27 protein-coding genes are annotated in these 15,792 nt (G+C 45.6%); all 27 read right to left on the bottom strand.

The genetic code is table 11. From position 1 onward, the window contains the following. Nucleotides 1–59: 59 nt before the first annotated feature. Nucleotides 60–410, bottom strand: a complete 351-nt coding sequence (rplQ, locus tag HWQ41_RS02710) for a 50S ribosomal protein L17 (protein WP_094349105.1) — start codon at nucleotides 408–410, stop codon at nucleotides 60–62. Nucleotides 411–442: 32 nt separating this feature from the next. Next, nucleotides 443–1,390: a DNA-directed RNA polymerase subunit alpha gene (locus tag HWQ41_RS02705; protein WP_292759699.1), complete on the bottom strand. Its 948-nt coding sequence runs from the start codon at nucleotides 1,388–1,390 to the stop codon at nucleotides 443–445. A 391-nt stretch (nucleotides 1,391–1,781) separates the two neighbouring features. Continuing rightward, nucleotides 1,782–2,177 carry a 30S ribosomal protein S11 gene (gene rpsK, locus HWQ41_RS02700; protein WP_012410703.1) on the bottom strand — a complete coding sequence of 132 codons (396 nt, stop codon included), beginning with the start codon at nucleotides 2,175–2,177 and terminating at the stop codon, nucleotides 1,782–1,784. Nucleotides 2,178–2,231: 54 nt separating this feature from the next. Further along, nucleotides 2,232–2,612, bottom strand: coding sequence for a 30S ribosomal protein S13 (rpsM, locus tag HWQ41_RS02695; protein WP_069070762.1), 381 nt, complete (start codon nucleotides 2,610–2,612; stop codon nucleotides 2,232–2,234). Between the two features lie 115 nt (nucleotides 2,613–2,727). Further along, nucleotides 2,728–2,841 carry a 50S ribosomal protein L36 gene (gene rpmJ, locus HWQ41_RS02690; protein ID WP_015129703.1) on the bottom strand — a complete coding sequence of 38 codons (114 nt, stop codon included), beginning with the start codon at nucleotides 2,839–2,841 and terminating at the stop codon, nucleotides 2,728–2,730. A 117-nt stretch (nucleotides 2,842–2,958) separates the two neighbouring features. Further along, on the bottom strand, nucleotides 2,959–3,183 hold the full coding sequence (gene infA, locus HWQ41_RS02685; RefSeq protein ID WP_006276978.1) for a translation initiation factor IF-1: 225 nt from the start codon (nucleotides 3,181–3,183) through the stop codon (nucleotides 2,959–2,961). 176 nt (nucleotides 3,184–3,359) lie between these two features. Then, nucleotides 3,360–3,914 carry an adenylate kinase gene (locus HWQ41_RS02680; RefSeq protein ID WP_292759696.1) on the bottom strand — a complete coding sequence of 185 codons (555 nt, stop codon included), beginning with the start codon at nucleotides 3,912–3,914 and terminating at the stop codon, nucleotides 3,360–3,362. Next, nucleotides 3,914–5,227, bottom strand: coding sequence for a preprotein translocase subunit SecY (gene secY, locus HWQ41_RS02675; RefSeq protein ID WP_292759694.1), 1,314 nt, complete (start codon nucleotides 5,225–5,227; stop codon nucleotides 3,914–3,916). Before secY ends, HWQ41_RS02680 begins: the two co-directional genes overlap by 1 nt. 74 nt (nucleotides 5,228–5,301) lie before the next feature. Beyond that, nucleotides 5,302–5,745 (bottom strand): 50S ribosomal protein L15, encoded by a 444-nt coding sequence (rplO, locus tag HWQ41_RS02670; protein ID WP_292759693.1) that lies wholly within the window; start codon nucleotides 5,743–5,745, stop codon nucleotides 5,302–5,304. 182 nt (nucleotides 5,746–5,927) lie between these two features. After that, a complete protein-coding gene (rpsE, locus tag HWQ41_RS02665; RefSeq protein ID WP_094328453.1) occupies nucleotides 5,928–6,455 on the bottom strand; it encodes a 30S ribosomal protein S5 in 528 nt (175 codons plus the stop codon). 106 nt (nucleotides 6,456–6,561) lie between these two features. Continuing rightward, nucleotides 6,562–6,924 carry a 50S ribosomal protein L18 gene (gene rplR, locus HWQ41_RS02660; RefSeq protein WP_099101131.1) on the bottom strand — a complete coding sequence of 121 codons (363 nt, stop codon included), beginning with the start codon at nucleotides 6,922–6,924 and terminating at the stop codon, nucleotides 6,562–6,564. Between the two features lie 2 nt (nucleotides 6,925–6,926). After that, the gene (gene rplF / locus HWQ41_RS02655) at nucleotides 6,927–7,475 is read right to left on the bottom strand and encodes a 50S ribosomal protein L6 (protein ID WP_292759691.1); all 549 of its coding nucleotides are present in this window, start codon (nucleotides 7,473–7,475) and stop codon (nucleotides 6,927–6,929) included. Between the two features lie 85 nt (nucleotides 7,476–7,560). Continuing rightward, nucleotides 7,561–7,962 carry a 30S ribosomal protein S8 gene (gene rpsH, locus HWQ41_RS02650; protein WP_012410712.1) on the bottom strand — a complete coding sequence of 134 codons (402 nt, stop codon included), beginning with the start codon at nucleotides 7,960–7,962 and terminating at the stop codon, nucleotides 7,561–7,563. Nucleotides 7,963–7,982: 20 nt separating this feature from the next. Then, the gene (gene rplE / locus HWQ41_RS02645; RefSeq protein ID WP_118167585.1) at nucleotides 7,983–8,531 is read right to left on the bottom strand and encodes a 50S ribosomal protein L5; all 549 of its coding nucleotides are present in this window, start codon (nucleotides 8,529–8,531) and stop codon (nucleotides 7,983–7,985) included. 118 nt (nucleotides 8,532–8,649) lie between these two features. Next, complete coding sequence (gene rplX / locus HWQ41_RS02640) at nucleotides 8,650–9,003, bottom strand: 50S ribosomal protein L24 (protein ID WP_196518358.1); 354 nt, start codon at nucleotides 9,001–9,003, stop codon at nucleotides 8,650–8,652. Next, nucleotides 9,003–9,371 carry a 50S ribosomal protein L14 gene (gene rplN / locus HWQ41_RS02635; RefSeq protein WP_069070772.1) on the bottom strand — a complete coding sequence of 123 codons (369 nt, stop codon included), beginning with the start codon at nucleotides 9,369–9,371 and terminating at the stop codon, nucleotides 9,003–9,005. The genes rplX and rplN overlap by 1 nt, the downstream gene beginning before the upstream one ends. Before the next feature lie 48 nt (nucleotides 9,372–9,419). Beyond that, a complete protein-coding gene (gene rpsQ, locus HWQ41_RS02630; protein WP_100901244.1) occupies nucleotides 9,420–9,668 on the bottom strand; it encodes a 30S ribosomal protein S17 in 249 nt (82 codons plus the stop codon). Between the two features lie 6 nt (nucleotides 9,669–9,674). Beyond that, nucleotides 9,675–9,902, bottom strand: a complete 228-nt coding sequence (rpmC, locus tag HWQ41_RS02625) for a 50S ribosomal protein L29 (protein WP_292759688.1) — start codon at nucleotides 9,900–9,902, stop codon at nucleotides 9,675–9,677. Between the two features lie 3 nt (nucleotides 9,903–9,905). Further along, nucleotides 9,906–10,331 (bottom strand): 50S ribosomal protein L16, encoded by a 426-nt coding sequence (gene rplP / locus HWQ41_RS02620; RefSeq protein ID WP_094328458.1) that lies wholly within the window; start codon nucleotides 10,329–10,331, stop codon nucleotides 9,906–9,908. Between the two features lie 87 nt (nucleotides 10,332–10,418). Next, on the bottom strand, nucleotides 10,419–11,198 hold the full coding sequence (gene rpsC / locus HWQ41_RS02615; protein ID WP_292759686.1) for a 30S ribosomal protein S3: 780 nt from the start codon (nucleotides 11,196–11,198) through the stop codon (nucleotides 10,419–10,421). A gap of 54 nt (nucleotides 11,199–11,252) precedes the next feature. Beyond that, a complete protein-coding gene (rplV, locus tag HWQ41_RS02610; protein ID WP_196518347.1) occupies nucleotides 11,253–11,609 on the bottom strand; it encodes a 50S ribosomal protein L22 in 357 nt (118 codons plus the stop codon). Nucleotides 11,610–11,690: 81 nt separating this feature from the next. Beyond that, nucleotides 11,691–11,969 carry a 30S ribosomal protein S19 gene (gene rpsS / locus HWQ41_RS02605; RefSeq protein ID WP_012410721.1) on the bottom strand — a complete coding sequence of 93 codons (279 nt, stop codon included), beginning with the start codon at nucleotides 11,967–11,969 and terminating at the stop codon, nucleotides 11,691–11,693. 129 nt (nucleotides 11,970–12,098) lie between these two features. Continuing rightward, a complete protein-coding gene (gene rplB, locus HWQ41_RS02600) occupies nucleotides 12,099–12,962 on the bottom strand; it encodes a 50S ribosomal protein L2 (RefSeq protein ID WP_292759682.1) in 864 nt (287 codons plus the stop codon). Between the two features lie 154 nt (nucleotides 12,963–13,116). Next, entirely contained in the window at nucleotides 13,117–13,431 is a 315-nt protein-coding gene (locus HWQ41_RS02595) for a 50S ribosomal protein L23 (RefSeq protein WP_094349089.1), read from the bottom strand. Continuing rightward, nucleotides 13,424–14,062 carry a 50S ribosomal protein L4 gene (gene rplD / locus HWQ41_RS02590; protein ID WP_292759681.1) on the bottom strand — a complete coding sequence of 213 codons (639 nt, stop codon included), beginning with the start codon at nucleotides 14,060–14,062 and terminating at the stop codon, nucleotides 13,424–13,426. Before rplD ends, HWQ41_RS02595 begins: the two co-directional genes overlap by 8 nt. 272 nt (nucleotides 14,063–14,334) lie before the next feature. After that, nucleotides 14,335–14,967 (bottom strand): 50S ribosomal protein L3, encoded by a 633-nt coding sequence (gene rplC, locus HWQ41_RS02585; protein WP_229497715.1) that lies wholly within the window; start codon nucleotides 14,965–14,967, stop codon nucleotides 14,335–14,337. A gap of 72 nt (nucleotides 14,968–15,039) precedes the next feature. Further along, nucleotides 15,040–15,213, bottom strand: coding sequence for a hypothetical protein (locus tag HWQ41_RS02580; protein WP_292759678.1), 174 nt, complete (start codon nucleotides 15,211–15,213; stop codon nucleotides 15,040–15,042). Between the last annotated feature and the right edge of the window lie 579 nt (nucleotides 15,214–15,792).

Genomic DNA, 15,792 nt, shown 5'->3' with positions numbered 1-15,792 from the left:
TGTCATTTGTCCTTTGTTATTCACTAATGACCAATGACTAATGACCAATGACCAATGACTTAAACCAATTCAATTATGGCCATTTTTGCATTATCACCCCGACGCGGTACGGTACGCAGGATGCGGGTATAACCACCCTGGCGATCGCCATATCGAGTCGGAGCTTGCTCAAATAGAGCGTGAACTAGTTGTTTGTCGAAGATATAGCCAAGGGCTTCCCGACGTGCTGACAAGGAGCCATTTTTGGCTAGGGTAATCATTTTTTCCACTTCACTTCTGAGAACTTTCGCTCTAATTAAAGTGGTGGTGATTTTACCATGACGGATCAGCTCGGTGGCGAGCGATCGCAGTAAGGCACGGCGTTGATCGGCGGGTTTACTGAGTTTTTTGACGCGACAACGGTGACGCATAATTATGCACTATGAATTATGAACGGTTTTTCTTAAGGGTGTTTAGAGCCTCTTTCCATTGGCAGGGTGATGCCCAAGCGTCGCTGCAAAGCTTCCACAACTTCTTCTGCTGACTTCTGCCCAAAATTCTTAATTTCTAAGAGGTCTTCTTGGGTATAATCCAACAAATCTGCCACAGAGTTAACTTGTGCCCGTTTTAGACAGTTATATGCCCGTACAGAAAGTTGCAACTCTTCGATGGGTATCTGGGCAGTTGGGTCGTCTGGAATATCCGAACCTGTGTCTGTTGGTTCTAGGGAGATATCTTTCAACGGGTTGAATAAATCTACCAAGATCGCAGCGGCAGAAGATAGTGCTTCCTGGGGGGAAATACTGCCATTTGTCCAAACTTCCAACAGTAGTCGGTCTTTTGGAATCAAGCCTTCCCCACGAGATTCTTCAACACTGTAGTTGACTTTTCGCACCGGCATAAATATCGAGTCGATTTGGAGAAAATCCAACGATGTGGCTTCCTCACGTCCTCGCTCTACGGTGCGATAGCCTTTGCCTTTCTCGATCCGAAATTCCATTTCCAGCTTTCCACCCTCAGCGATGGTGGCTACATACTGGGTGGGATCGATGACTTCTACTTCACTGGGCAAATCAAAATGCGCCGCAGTGATTGTTGCTGGGCCGCTAACGAGTAATCTACCAATTTGGGGCTGCGAAGAATAGTTTTTGAGGATAACTTCCTTCATTTTCATGAGGATTTCCAGCACATCTTCCCGCACACCCGGAACTGTGGCGAACTCATGTGAAACGCCTGCAATCCGCACTGCTGTAACTGCTGTACCTTCTAGATTAGATAGTAAAACCCGCCGCAGTGCGTTGCCAACAGTTGTTCCTTGACCGCGTTCTAGAGGTTCCAAAACAAATTTACTGTAATGGTTCCGACTTTCCTCGGTATTCGACTCTACACATTCAATTTGAAACTGCGCCACGGATGAGCCTCCCTTTTTCTAAGGTGCTGCTAGCAGACAAATCAATTGCCTCCCGAATTGATTGCCAATTTTCGATTTTGGACTTTGGATTTTGGATTGTGCTTCTTTGGTTCATGCTCCGCCTCTTGTAGGCGCAACAAATCTTAAATCATCAACTTAAAATCCAGGAGGCCCAGCACCCTTGTAGTCGGGTTCAATCTAAAATCGCAAATCTAAAATCCAAAATTGATTAATAATATTTTGGGTAGCCCGAAGTTTAACAGCTTTCCCGGCGGGAAAATCTGACACGCTTCTGGTCGCCCAAGCTTTGATTCAATGACAGTTTGCACGTTAGACGCTCAAGCGGTCATTGCTGGCTGTATTTTCGTCCTCACTGCCCAAGTCTTGGTGTTTAAACTCGACGGCGCTTGGGTGGACGACAACCATTGTGAGGAATCGGGGTAATATCCCGAATCAGTGTAATTTCCAGTCCTGCTCCTTGAAGTGCCCGGATAGCGGTTTCTCTACCTGCTCCTGGCCCACTCACCATTACCTCAATTTGGCGCATTCCTTGATCAATGGCTCGACGGGCTGCACTTTCAGCAGCGGTTTGCGCTGCAAAGGGAGTTCCCTTTTTTGCTCCCTTAAAACCGCTAGAACCAGCACTAGCCCAGGAGATGACATCTCCATTTTGATCGGTAATGGTGACAATGCTATTGTTGAAAGTAGACTGGATGTAGGCCATCCCACTGGGTACATTCCGTTTCTGCTTCTTGCTCCCGGATTTTTTAGTTGGTTGTCTCGCCATACTTGTTTAGTTGATTTAAGGTAAAACTTGCTCTGATTAGCAAGCGTTGCAAATTTATTTCCCTGGAGCCTTCTTCTTCCCAGCCACTGTCTGCCTTCTCCCTCGACGGGTTCTGGCATTTGTGCGAGTTCTTTGGCCTCTGACTGGTAAGCCCATACGATGACGACGCCCTCTGTAGGTACCAATGTCAACTAAGCGCTTGATGTTCAAAGACTCCAAGCGCCGCAAGTCGCCTTCAACTTGATAGTTGCTTTCTATTTCCCCTCGTAGGGCTGTCACATCGGCATCACTTAAGTCCTTAACGCGGGTGTCTGGGTTCACACCAGTAGCCGCTATAATTTCTTGAGAGCGTGATAAACCAATTCCGTAGATGTAAGTCAGACCGATCTCGACGCGCTTATCGCGTGGAAGGTCTACTCCGGCAATACGTGCCACAATGAACTCTCCCTATTGTTCTCGCAATTACTGTTGGTTGGAAAAACGTGATTAGTCGCGTCTTTTCGTTTTAATGATCATATGCGTGTTACAACTCACTCTGTTGGTAAGAGCGTTATCCTTGACGTTGCTTGTGCTTGGGGTTCACGCAGATCACCATGACGCGACCACGACGTTTGATCACGTTACACTTTTCACAGATTTTCTTGACTGAGGCTCTAACTTTCATGCCTTTTATTCTTTGACTCCAAATATAAAATTATAGCATTTCTAGGGAAATTAATCCAGTTCAATGACTAGCAAACAGTCAAAAAAATGGTTTTATGGTAAGATTCTCTACATATAGTTACTTCTTTCGTAGTCGATAGGTAATTCTGCCTTTGGTCAAGTCGTAGGGAGTTAACTCCACCTTGACGCGATCGCCGGGCAAAATCTTGATATAATTTCGGCGAATCTTACCGGAAATGTGTGCCAGCACATTAAAGCCATTGTCCAAGTCAACGCGAAACATCGCATTGGGCAAGGACTCTGTAACCGTGCCTTCCATTTCAATCAAATCTTGTTTAGACAATTTGTTTTTTCCTCAACTCAACAATTTCGTGTTCAGTTGCAGCGCTTCATCTGCAAAGAAACACATTTTAAGAAATATATCAACAGTTTATTAATATATCTTAGCTAAAATTGATCTTCTTCTTGGCAGAGGGAGTGGGGAGTAGTGAGTGGTGAATTCCCTACTCCCCCTCTTTTTCAGGAATCAATTACCTTTTGCAATTCACCAGTGACATCTTCTTGGGACTGATTGCCATTTACTGTTAAAAGTTTTTGGCGATCGTGATAATAATCAATTAAAGGTGCAGTTTCAGAGCGGTACACTTCTAACCGACGACGAATCACCTCTTCGGTATCATCTTTTCGTCCTCTAGCTAGCAAACGTGCGATCACAACTTCATCTGGTGCATCTAGATTGACTACCCTTTCGCCACTCTGATGTATTGTTTCCAGCAATTCTTCTAGAAAAGTCGCTTGCGTCACTTTGCGGGGAAAACCATCCAGAATCCAACCATTTCCTGCATCTGGTTGGCTAAGGCGCTCCTGTACCAAGTCCTGCACTAGCTGATCGGGTACTAACTCACCGCTATTTACATAGTTTTGAGCCTTGATTCCCAAAAGAGTTTGCTCTTTCATGGCTTGCCTTAATATTTCACCTGTAGAAACATGGGGAATATTCAAGTGTTCAGCCAAGGTTTGAGCTTGTGTTCCTTTACCAGCTCCAGGTGGTCCCAAGAAGATTAGTCGCGTCACTATTGTTTCACCATTCCTTCATAACGCTGAGAGATCACGTAAGTTTGTATCTGTCTTGCCGTATCAATCGCCACACCAACTAGAATTAACAAAGAGGTAGCACCCAATCCTTTAAAGGTGGGTACTCCTAAAGCTCTTTCCACTCCGGTTGGGATAATAGCAACCAGTCCCAAAAAGATCGCACCCAAAAAAGTGAGTCGGTTTGATACGCGCTCAATATACTCACTAGTTGCCTTACCGGGACGAATGCCAGGAATACTAGAACCCATTTTTTTCAAGTTCTGCGCTACATCTACTGGGTTGAGAATCAACGAAGAATAGAAGTAGCTGAAGAAAATGATGGAAATCATGTATACCAAGGCATAGACCCAAGAGCCAGAACCGCTTGGACTCAGATAAGTGTTAATTATATTTGCCAATTCGGCATTCTTGGCGAAATTGGCAATCAGCAGTGGCAAACTGAGGATGGCCGCAGCAAAAATAATTGGCATTACGCCGCCTTGATTTAGCCGCAAGGGTAAAAAGCTACGTTGCTCTGCCAAAACTCGACGACCTACTTGGCGACGAGCCGAAATAATCGGGATGCGGCGCATTCCTTCTTGCACAACCACAATACCAACAATGGTTGCCAGGAAAACTAAGATCAGTACTATCACGCGACCCACTGTTTCCCGACCGCCGACTTGCACCAAATCGATAGTATCGCCTAAAGCTTTTGGTAATGACGCGACAATGTTGACAAAAATCAACAATGATGCTCCATTTCCAATACCACGTTCTGTAATTAGTTCTGATGTCCACATGACGAACATAGAACCAGCAGTCAGAGCGATCGCGGTTTCAGCTACAAAGATGGGGCCAGGCTTTAAGGCAAATTGCTGGAGAAATAATGCCGAAAAAGCTGTACTTTGAAGAATCGCCCAACATACAGTGACATAGCGGGTAATTTGCGATATTTTCCGCCGCCCCGCTTCGCCTTCATTTTTCTGTAAATTTTCTAAAGATGGAATCGCAGCGGTGAGCAATTGGATGATAATAGACGCATTAATGAAGGGCAAAATCCCTAAAGCAAAGACTCCCAAAGTCGAAAGTCCTCGCCCGGAAAATATATCCAATAAGCCGAATATGGAATTACTGCCTGATATGGCTTCGGCAAATCTCGGTCTATCAATCCCTGGTACGGGCAAGAAGATGCCCAGGCGAACTAAAATTAAAATACCGACGGTGACAAGCAGCCTACCTCTCAGCCCGGCTGCCTGTGCCATCTGCATAAAAGTTTCTTGAGCCGTTGGGGCTTTATCTCGACTGATCATAGAGTGCTACCTTTATAGTGAACCAGGCGCTGACAGCGAGTTGGCTTGCATTTAAGTGCGCTGTTCCGGCTCACTCATAAGACTTCACAACTCCCCCCAGCTGCCTCAATTTTGCTACGAGCTGTACCTGTGAAAGCTGCCGCTTGTACCTTGAGCGGAGTACTCAATTCCCCATTCCCTAAAATTTTCAATGGCCCCTTGACAGCAGTCAGGATACCTGCTGCTTTCAAGGAAATCAAAGTTACTTCCGTATTAGCGGGAAGGGAGGCTAGCTTCTCTACATTAATCGTAGTGTAAATCTTCTGATTAACAATCGGAAAGCCCTTCAGCTTAGGTAAGCGGCGGTACAATGGCTGTTGACCACCTTCAAAACCTGGTCGGGTACCACTACCAGAACGAGATTTTTGACCCCGCATACCTAGACCAGCACTAGCACCTTGACCTGCAGAAATACCTCTGGCTACACGCTTCTTGCGTTTCTTTGAGCCTTTTTGCGGCTTAACATCATGGAGTCTCATAAGTTATCAAGTTCTCATTTGTCGTCTCTTACAAAGTTCCGATCGGACTTTGCGCTTTGTCATTTGTCGTCTCTTACAAAGTTCCAATGGTCGGAAACCTCCGCTCGGACTTTGCGCTTTGTCATTTGTCATTTGTCCTTTGTTATTCACTAATGACTAATGACCAATGACTAATGACTAAATTAGATGTAGAGATTTTGAATAGGAATACCGCGATCTTCGGCGACCTCAGAAAGGGTACGCAGTGTAGATAAGGCGTTAACTGCGGCTCTAGCATTATTGAGTGGATTGTTAGAGCCAAGTTGCTTGGCTAAGACGTTACGAACTCCTGCCAATTCCAACACAGTTCGCACAGCACCACCAGCAATTACCCCAGTACCAGGTGAGGCTGGACGCATAATCACTTTTGCACCGCCACCGACACCATCAATGGGATGGGGGATAGAGTTGGATTTAGTGATTGGGATATCAATCAGGTGTTTTTTGCCGTCGGCCACGCCTTTTTTGACCGCGCCAATTACATCTGAGGCTTTGCCTACTCCGACACCAACTTGACCGCGTTCGTTACCAACGACAACGATCGCTCGGAAACTGAGTTTTTTACCACCTTTAACCACCTTACTCACGCGGCGGATTTGGATAACCCGCTCTTGCCAAGTGGTTTCTTCTTTTTTGGCACGCTTTGTTCTACTTTTACGCTCTGTTGCCATAATTTATGCTCTTTTAACGTCATTTGTCAGTTGTCATTTGTCAGTTGTCATTTGTCTTTTGTCATTTGTCCAATAACTAATGACCAATGACTAATGACTAATGACTTTAGAAATCTAAACCAGCTTCGCGTGCTGCATCAGCTAGTGCTTTGACACGACCATGATATAAGTTACCACCGCGATCAAAGACTACTTTGGTGATGCCTTTTTCTAGCGATCGCACTGCGATCAATTTCCCAACTTGCACCGATGCGTCGCGGTTTGCACATGACGCTAAACTAGATTTCAACTCTGGTTCTACAGTCGATGCTGCCACTATGGTTTGATGCTGAGTATCATCAATTATCTGGGCATAAATATGCTCATTAGAACGAAACACCGCTAAACGCGGACGTTCTGGGGAGCCAATAACTTTGCCCCGAACGCGTCGATGACGACGGTTTTTTGATTCTCTACGAGTAAGTTTCATTTCTACTTCTTACCACCCTTACCAGTCTTACCAGCTTTCCGTCTGACCACTTCACCGGCATAGCGAATGCCTTTACCTTTGTAAGGTTCTGGTGGACGAACGGCACGAATTTTGGCGGCTGTGTTGCCGACGATTTCTTTGTCATAGCCGCTGACAATGACGTTAGTGGTTCCTTCTACTGCAAACTGAATTCCATCTGGGGGAACAATTTGCACCTGATGGCTGTAACCCATGTTTAAAACTAGGTTACGCCCTTGAAGTTGTGCCCTGTAACCAACACCTTGAATTTCCAAACGGCGCTGAAAACCTTGAGAAACTCCCTCGACCATGTTGGCAACTAAAGTGCGGCTCAAGCCGTGCAGTTGCTTTGAAGTACGAGTTTCATCCCGACGGGTTACGTGTAATATTTCTCCCTCTTGAGAGACTGAGACATTAGCTGTGAGAGTGCGAGAAAGTTCTCCTTTCGGGCCTTTCACCACAACATTCGCACCATCGATCGCCACTTGGACTTTGGCGGGAATAGTAATTGGACGTTTACCAATACGAGACATGACTTTTGTCCTTTGTTATTTGTCCTTTGTCCTTTGCCCTTTGCCTTTCACTAATGACTAATGACAAATGACTAATGACCAATGACTACCAAACGTAACAAAGCACTTCCCCACCCAAGTTCTGACGCCGCGCTTCGCGGTCAGTCATAATGCCACTGGATGTAGAAATAATGGCAATGCCAATGCCGCCTAGTACTCTTGGTAATTCTTTTCGATTGGAGTAAACACGCAAGCCAGGCTTACTCACTCGCTTTAAGGCGGTGATCAGTGGCTGACGATTTTTACCCTTGTATTTTAGGGAAATCACCAGATTGTGTTTTACCCCTTCTTCTGCTTCTTCTATTTCAGCAATAAAGCCTTCCTCCCGTAGTACTTTGGCAATACTCCGGGTCATTTTTGTAGCTGGCACTTGTGTAGTTTGATGCCGCGCCAGGTTGGCATTGCGGATGCGCGTCAGCATATCTGCAATTGTGTCGTTAGCCGCCATCGTTCCCTCTATTGATGAACTTATTGATCGCGAAAGGGCATTCCTAATTCTTTAAGTAAGGCGCGACCCTCTTCGTCGTTTTTTGCTGTGGTGATGATGGAAATATCCATCCCACGCACTTGATCGATGCTGTCGTACTCGACTTCTGGAAAAATTAGCTGTTCTCTCACACCCAAAGTATAATTACCGCGTCCGTCAAAGCTTTTAGGGCTAACGCCACGAAAATCTCGAATTCTGGGTAGTGACAGGCTAACGAGTCGGTCGAAAAAGGCATACATCCGTTCGGCTCTGAGGGTAACCATGATCCCCACAGGCATCCCTTGACGAATTTTAAAGCCAGCGATCGCCTTTTTCGCCCGTGTCACCACTGGTTTTTGACCTGTTACCAAGGCAATTTCGTTGATCGATGCCTCTAGTGACTTCGCATTTTGAGCTGCTTCACCCAAACCTCGGTTAATAGTAACCTTTACCAACTTCGGTACTTGATGAACGTTGGTATATTGAAACTGATTGATCAGTTTGGGGACGATTGTCTCTTGATATAAGCTTTTGAGTCTTGTTGTCGCCATAGTTTTTTGTCCTGATATCCCTGGGCTTGGTCAGGGAACTTTTATTGTCCTTTGTCCTTTGTCCTTTGTTATTTGTCTTTTTACTAATAACTAATGACCAATGACTAATGACTAATGACTATTTATCCAGAATCTCGCCAGTTTTCTTGAGTTTTCTGACTTTTTTGCCTTCTGACGTAAAGGTATAACAGACACGACTGGCAACGTTTTGCTTGGTGGAATAAAGCATCACGTTGGAGCTATGAATCGGGAATTCTTGGGTAATAATCCGCCCTGATTCCCCTTCTTGCTGGGGTTTGACGTGCTTGGTTTTAATGTTGACACCTTTGACGATAACTTTACTCAGTTGGGGAAGTGCCTGAGTAATTTCGCCGACTTTTCCTTTGTCTTTGCCAGCAATCACTTGTACGGTGTCGCCAGTTTTGACGTGCATTTTGTGGAATACTTTGGGCGTACCCTGTTTGGTTGCCATTAAAGCACCTCCGGAGCCAGAGAAACAATTTTAGTAAAGTTTTTATCGCGCAGTTCCCGTGCAACTGGGCCAAAAACCCGTGTGCCTCTGGGATTACCGTCTTTGTTGATGATCACAGCGGCGTTATCATCAAAGCGAATGCTCATGCCGCTGTCACGACTTACAGCTTTCCGAGTTCGGACAATTACTGCTTCCACAACATCAGACTTTTTTACAGCCATGTTGGGTGTAGCATCTTTGACAACTGCGATAATTTTATCGCCTATAAAACCATAACGACGGTTGCCTCCGCCTAAAATGCGGATGCACATTAGTTTGCGGGCGCCGCTATTATCTGCGACATTCAAGTAAGTCTGGGGTTGAATCACGATTGGTCTCCCTTGTAATGTTGTTAGAAAACTAACAACTGATGAGGTTTAAGTAGGCTTGACGTTCAGGACTTCTGTGATTTTCCAGCGCTTGGTTTTACTCAGGGGTCTAGTTTCCTGAATGCGAACGCGATCGCCTACTTTACACTTATTTTCTTCGTCGTGAACTTTATATCGTTGGGTGTTAACTACAATCTTGCCGTACTTGGGGTGAGGAGCGCGGTTTTCTATGGCGACTACCACAGTTTTTTGCATTTTATCGCTCACTACCAAGCCAACTCGTTCTTTGACTGCCATAATCTCCTACTTTTTTTCTTTAGCCGATTGATTTGCTGCCCGTTTGCGTTCTGTTTCTAGCGTCAGCAATTGGGCTAGGCGGTGGCGCATTTGTCGGAACTGGTGGGGCTTTTCTAATTGTCTGGTGGCTTTTTGCAAGCGCAACTGAAATAGTTGTCTTTTGATCGCGACAATTTCATCAGAGAGTTTATCGTCACTTAATTCTCTAGCTTCTGAAATTTTGGGAAGAGGCATAACCTACTCCTGCTCCTGTGGTTGAGGGCGCACAATAAACTTGGTTTTTATAGGCAGTTTAAATGAAGCCAAGCGCATCGCTTCACGGGCGATTTCTTCAGTAACTCCACCGATTTCAAACAAAATTCGCCCTGGCTTGACTACCGCTACCCAAAACTCTGGATTACCTTTACCGGAACCCATCCGGGTTTCAGCAGGACGCATGGTTACAGGTTTATCAGGGAAAATCCGAATCCAGATTTGTCCACCCCGACGAATATAACGGGTCATTGCCCGACGAGAAGCCTCGATTTGACGCGAGGTAATCCAAGCAGGTTCTTGCGCTTGGAGTGCAAAATCACCGAAGTTCAGGGTGCTGCCACGGGTGGCTAGTCCCTCCATCCGTCCGCGCTGTTGTTTGCGGAATTTAGTTCTTCTAGGGCTTAACATGGTTTGTCACTTGTCATTTGTCATTTGTCATTTGTCATTTGTCATCTGCCATTTACTAATGACTAATGACTAATGACTAATCACGATTTATCCTTCATTTGAGCGGTCTTCAAATTGCTGGCGACGACGTTGTTGTTGACGGCGACGGGGTTCACGATCGCGATCACCGCGATCGCGGGGATCGCGGCTTGCGGGTGGTAGGGGGGTTTCTTCCTGTCCAGGAATAATTTCTCCTTTAAACACCCATACTTTGATACCCAAAATGCCGTAAACAGTTTTTGCTGTGCAATAAGAGTAGTCAATATCAGCCCGTAAGGTATGTAAAGGTACTCTACCTTCACGAGTCCACTCTGTCCGGGCAATTTCCGCACCGTTGAGCCGACCGCTGACTTGGATTTTAATACCTTGGACACCAGCGCGTTGGGCACGCTGAATCGATTGTCGCACTACCCGCCGAAAGGAAACCCGACGTTCCAATTGTTGAGCAATGTATTCGGCAATTAGGTAGGCATCAGCATCAACTCGTTGAACTTCAACTACGTTAATGCGAATTTGGCGATTACTACCCAACAGTCCTTGGAGTCCGGTACGTAAGGATTCGATGCCTTGCCCACCACGACCTACTACTACACCTGGTCTAGCTGTGCGTACTTCTAAGTCGATTTGGTCAGCTTTCCGCTCAATCCGCACCTCGGAAATTCCGGCGTTGTTTTGAGCGAGTCTACCCAGCTTTTGTTCTATGTATTGACGCAGTTTGTAGTCTTCTTGTAAAAGTTCTGGATAGCGATGAGGAACAGCAAACCAACGGGATTGATGTTCATGTGTAATACCCAGGCGAAAACCAACTGGATGAATCTTCTGTCCCACGAATACTTCCTCTAAAATTTCTTACTTTACGCAATTTATTCGTGTAAAAAAAGCTTATTTTTCTGGGGCGGCTGCAACAGCCACAGTAATATGACACGTCGGCTTGCGAATTTGGTAAGCTCGACCTTGCGCCCTTGGCTGGAACCGCTTCAACGGCGGTCCTTGATCGGCATAAGCCTGAGTAATCACTAGTTGAGTCCGATCTAACCCAGCATTGTGTTCGGCATTAGCAGCAGCGCTTCTGAGAACCTTCAATATGGGTTCAGTGGCACGATAGGGCATGAATTCTAGGATGATTAGCGCTTCTCGGTACGATCGCCCCCGGATTTGATCGAGTACCCGACGCACTTTGTAGGCCGAGATGCGGATAAAACGAGCGATCGCCTTTACTTCAGTAGTATCATTAGCCATAATTTTCTCCAATTTTGTCATTTGCCACTCATCATTTGTCACTTGTCTTTAGCTAATGACTAATGACTTCATGACTAATAACTACCTACCTGCTTTTTTATCGCTTTTTCCATGACCCCTGTAGGTGCGTGTCGGGGCAAATTCCCCCAACTTGTGTCCTACCATCTGTTCATTTACAAAAACTGGAACGTGTTGGCGTCCGTTGTGAACAGCTATGGTATGACCTACCATTAGGGGCAAAATCGTCGAAGCTCGTGACCAAGTTTTAATAACTTCTTTTCTGTTATTGTCGTTGAGCTTTTCAATTTTCTTTAGGAGATGATCCGCAACGAAAGGACCTTTTTTTAGAGAACGACCCATAGTTCAATTTTGGATTTAGGATTTGGGATTTGGGATTTAGAATTTCCGATTTTGGATAATTAGGTGTCTTAATCGAGTTTCACAAATTTTCAATGTTCACAAGTAGACCCCAATCTAAAATCCAAAATTCTATGATTCACGACCACCGCGACCGCGTTTAGAAGACTTACGGCGACGACGTACAATCAATTTGCTGCTAAGTTTCTTGCGATTGCGTGTCTTCGCACCCAATGTGGGTTTACCCCAAGGTGTAACAGGCCCAGATCTACCGATAGGTGCCCTACCTTCACCACCTCCATGTGGGTGATCAACGGGGTTCATGACGCTACCTCTAACCTTAGGACGGCGACCTTTCCAGCGATTTCGTCCGGCTTTACCTGCACTCAGGTTTCTCGCATCGGTGTTGCCTACTTGCCCAATGGTGGCGTAGGACTCGCGTCGAATCAAGCGGACTTCTCCTGAAGGCAACTTGAGAGTTACATAATTACCTTCTTTTGCCACTACTTGGGCGCTAGCACCAGCAGCACGCACGATTTGACCACCTTTACCAGGAGTCAATTCTACGTTGTGAACACTAGTACCTAAGGGAATCTTCCAGAGCGGTAAGGCATTACCATCTTCAAAGGGAGCCTCAGGCCCAGCAATAACTATTGTTCCAACTTTCAACCCGTTGGGGTGGAGGATGTACCGTTTTTCGCCGTCTTGGTAATACAAAAGGGCAATTCGGGCATTGCGGTTAGGATCGTATTCAATCGCTGCGACTTTGGCAGGAATATTATGTTTATCCCTTTTAAAATCGATGATCCGGTAAAGCTGTTTGTGTCCGCCACCCCGGCGACGACTAGTAATCCGCCCGTGATTGTTCCGACCTTTGGCGCGATGCTTCGAGGTTGTTAGGGATTTCTCTGGCTCGGTTTTGGTAATTTCCGCAAAGTCAGAGATTGTAACTTGGCGAGTGCTGGGGGTATAAGGGCGATAAGAACGAGTACCCATAATCTATTTTGGATTTTGGATTTTGGATTTACTTAATTTTGGATTTTGAATTTTGGATTTTGGATTTAATGAGTGTTTAACTAATTGCGACCATCTTTAGGACTTATTGAGTAAACTGCTCAATCTAAAATCTAAAATCTAAAATCTAAAATTCCTAGACTTCTGGGAATAGAACTTGTCTAATCTTGTCTTCATCCCCAGGTGCGACGGTGACAATGGCTCGCTTATATTGGGGTTTATAACCAATAAATTTACCAACGCGCCGCTTTTTACGCGGTGGTAGGATGGTGTTGACTTTTACAACCTTGACCTGAAACAAGTCTTCGATCGCAGCCTTGATTTCTGGCTTAGATGCCTTTGGAATTACTTCAAAGGTGTACTTATTCTGCTCCATCAAGATGGTCGCTTTCTCGGTGACGATTGGGCGACGCACTAAGTCGGCAAGGTCGCGGGGGTCAAAGCTAGGCACTGTAGACCTCCTGAATTTTTTCTAGGGCTGATGCCGTAACTACAATCTTGTCAGCGTGCAGTAAATCAAAAACATTTAGCTGGTCGGCTGCAATTAGTTTTAAATTTTCAATGTTGCGGGCTGACAAATAAACGTTATCTGTATCCGCAATCTCAGACAAAATTAACAATGACTTGCTTTCTGGTACTACTCCCCAACGGGCAAGTGCTGCCACTAATTCTTTAGTCTTCGGGCGAGATAGCTCGGTGCTAAATTCTTCTACTACAATCAAATCGTCAATGCGACCTACAAATGCTGTCCGCAGTGCCAGACGTCGCTCTTTGCGGTTCAATTTGAGGTTGAAGTCTCTAGGCTTTGGCCCAAAAATCACACCACCACCACGCCATAGTGGTGAACGAATAGACCCGGCACGAGCGCGACCAGTACCTTTTTGTCGCCAAGGTTTACGACCACCGCCTCTGACTTCAGCACGAGTTTTTGTACTGGCGTTTCCTTGACGAGCATTGGTCAATTGCCGTACTAAGGCGCGGTGTACAATATGAGACGCTGTTTGTTCCTTGGCAACGCGCAACTCGAAGGTCGTCTCACCGACCTGTTCTCCTTGCCAATTTTTAACTACGCTTTCAACCATCTTTGTTATCTGTCCTTTGTCATTTGTGAGCCACTGCGATCTTTTCTCAAGGTGAGACGCCAAGGGCGATAGCGGAGCGTAAAGCCTTCTCTTCGAGAGGCAACGCCTTCGGCATAGCTTCGCTTAGAGCGAGTCTGCGTTCGCGCAGCGTCTCGTAGAGAACGTCTGGGGTCTCCTCAAGTAAAGCACGTGGCATCATTTGTCATTGGTCTTTTGCTATTTGTCCTTAGCCAATGACTACTGACTAATGACTTTTAACTAATGACTTTTGACTATCCCACTATTTTTGCAGGCACAACACTCACTAAAGCACCCGGTTTACCAGGAATGGCTCCCTTAATTAGTAATAAGTTCCGTTCTGGGTCAACTCGCACTATGGTCAGCTTGCGGATTGTGATGCGTTTCCCACCTAAACGCCCTGCCATCCGCTTACCTGGATAGACACGACCTGGTGTTGTACCAGCACCAATAGAACCGGGTGCTCTGTGGTTTTTGGAACCGTGTGACATGGGCCCACGACCAAAGTTGTTGCGCTTCTGGTTACCCGCAAAGCCGCGACCGATGCTTGTACCGACGACATCGACAATTTGACCTGCGCTAAAAATATCTGCTTTAATCTGTTGACCTAAAGCATAATCACTAGAGCTATCGGTGTGATATTCATTTAAGTGACGCAATGCTGGGGCAGATGATTTAGCCAAATGACCTAGCAGTGGTCTGTTTAGTGCCTTTGGTTTGACTTCGCCATAACCAACTTGAATGGCAAAGTAACCGTCGGTTTGTTTCGTTTTAACTTGTGTAACAGTGCATGGCCCTGCTTGAATGACAGTCACAGGAATAGCTACTCCTGCTTCGTCAAATATTTGGGTCATGCCCAGCTTGGTGCCGAGAATACCTACAGACACAGTAACTGGTTCTCCTTTCTACTTGCTGACCTTGGAATTGGACTCTAGAGGACACGCTTTGTACGCATCAGTTTAGGCTGGGTTAGCCTGCGAAACTTGGAATGGCTTATATAAACCACTCCAAATGCTTTGGGACACAACAAACCGTGTCCGTACTGCTTGGTGAATCTGTTTAGCTTCACTCACTAGATCACCAGAACAGCCACAAGTCCCTTCCCATTGGGAAGGAGTAACTTCTGGAATCAATGCAAGGCGCTACAGCTTAAAGCTGTGTGCAGCAATGCTTTCGTCCAAGCAATTGCTCTGGCACTTTCTGGAGGCAGCGCTGTCGGCGGGTTTTCCGATTTGTACACGCCCGAAGGGCGGCTTCCCGGAGATTGGCTACTGCCCTGTTGCAGTTGGACTTAAGCGGTTTTTACCGCCCAGTATCCGTTAACTGAGACTGACGTAATGCCATGAAACCAACATTGCTGCTCAGTTTTTACTTCCTTAAACACCTTAAACTATTGTTTAAGATTTTGCCTGCTTTTTCAGAGGCATAGGAGTAAATGTACTCTGGAGCTTAGGATTAACTTTGGTTGTTCGTCCATAAGATCCAATGTTGACCTGAAAGCTTTCTTAGTTTACCAGTCTATGATCAATCTGAGTTAGATTATCCTATTTGGATTAAGTCATCAGCTTTTGATGCTAACACTACCTCAGAATGACAGTAAAAAGGTCAACTAATTTGCGTGTTTGGTCACAATCTAATAATATAAATTATTTATTTATGTTTGTCCAGTAATTTATAGAGTTATTTTTGGGGAGTAGGGATTGGGGGGAGAC

The sequence above is a fragment of the Nostoc sp. NOS(2021) genome, from assembly GCF_017115025.1.
Classification (GTDB): domain Bacteria; phylum Cyanobacteriota; class Cyanobacteriia; order Cyanobacteriales; family Nostocaceae; genus Nostoc.
The sequence above is the reverse complement of the archived record's forward strand: the minus strand, read 5'-3'. Positions and strand labels throughout refer to the sequence as shown.

What these genes read in the sequence shown, in the direction of transcription:
- rplQ (WP_094349105.1), bottom strand. Translation starts at nt 410, where the DNA reads ATGCGTCACCGTTGTCGCGTCAAAAAACTCAGTAAACCCGCCGATCAA.
- rpsK (WP_012410703.1), bottom strand. Translation starts at nt 2,177, where the DNA reads ATGGCGAGACAACCAACTAAAAAATCCGGGAGCAAGAAGCAGAAACGG.
- rpmJ (WP_015129703.1), bottom strand. Translation starts at nt 2,841, where the DNA reads ATGAAAGTTAGAGCCTCAGTCAAGAAAATCTGTGAAAAGTGTAACGTG.
- secY (WP_292759694.1), bottom strand. Translation starts at nt 5,227, where the DNA reads ATGATCAGTCGAGATAAAGCCCCAACGGCTCAAGAAACTTTTATGCAG.
- rplO (WP_292759693.1), bottom strand. Translation starts at nt 5,745, where the DNA reads ATGAGACTCCATGATGTTAAGCCGCAAAAAGGCTCAAAGAAACGCAAG.
- rpsE (WP_094328453.1), bottom strand. Translation starts at nt 6,455, where the DNA reads ATGGCAACAGAGCGTAAAAGTAGAACAAAGCGTGCCAAAAAAGAAGAA.
- rplR (WP_099101131.1), bottom strand. Translation starts at nt 6,924, where the DNA reads ATGAAACTTACTCGTAGAGAATCAAAAAACCGTCGTCATCGACGCGTT.
- rplF (WP_292759691.1), bottom strand. Translation starts at nt 7,475, where the DNA reads ATGTCTCGTATTGGTAAACGTCCAATTACTATTCCCGCCAAAGTCCAA.
- rpsH (WP_012410712.1), bottom strand. Translation starts at nt 7,962, where the DNA reads ATGGCGGCTAACGACACAATTGCAGATATGCTGACGCGCATCCGCAAT.
- rplE (WP_118167585.1), bottom strand. Translation starts at nt 8,531, where the DNA reads ATGGCGACAACAAGACTCAAAAGCTTATATCAAGAGACAATCGTCCCC.
- rplX (WP_196518358.1), bottom strand. Translation starts at nt 9,003, where the DNA reads ATGGCAACCAAACAGGGTACGCCCAAAGTATTCCACAAAATGCACGTC.
- rpsQ (WP_100901244.1), bottom strand. Translation starts at nt 9,668, where the DNA reads ATGGCAGTCAAAGAACGAGTTGGCTTGGTAGTGAGCGATAAAATGCAA.
- rpmC (WP_292759688.1), bottom strand. Translation starts at nt 9,902, where the DNA reads ATGCCTCTTCCCAAAATTTCAGAAGCTAGAGAATTAAGTGACGATAAA.
- rplP (WP_094328458.1), bottom strand. Translation starts at nt 10,331, where the DNA reads ATGTTAAGCCCTAGAAGAACTAAATTCCGCAAACAACAGCGCGGACGG.
- rplV (WP_196518347.1), bottom strand. Translation starts at nt 11,609, where the DNA reads ATGGCTAATGATACTACTGAAGTAAAGGCGATCGCTCGTTTTATCCGC.
- rpsS (WP_012410721.1), bottom strand. Translation starts at nt 11,969, where the DNA reads ATGGGTCGTTCTCTAAAAAAAGGTCCTTTCGTTGCGGATCATCTCCTA.
- rplB (WP_292759682.1), bottom strand. Translation starts at nt 12,962, where the DNA reads ATGGGTACTCGTTCTTATCGCCCTTATACCCCCAGCACTCGCCAAGTT.
- rplD (WP_292759681.1), bottom strand. Translation starts at nt 14,062, where the DNA reads ATGGTTGAAAGCGTAGTTAAAAATTGGCAAGGAGAACAGGTCGGTGAG.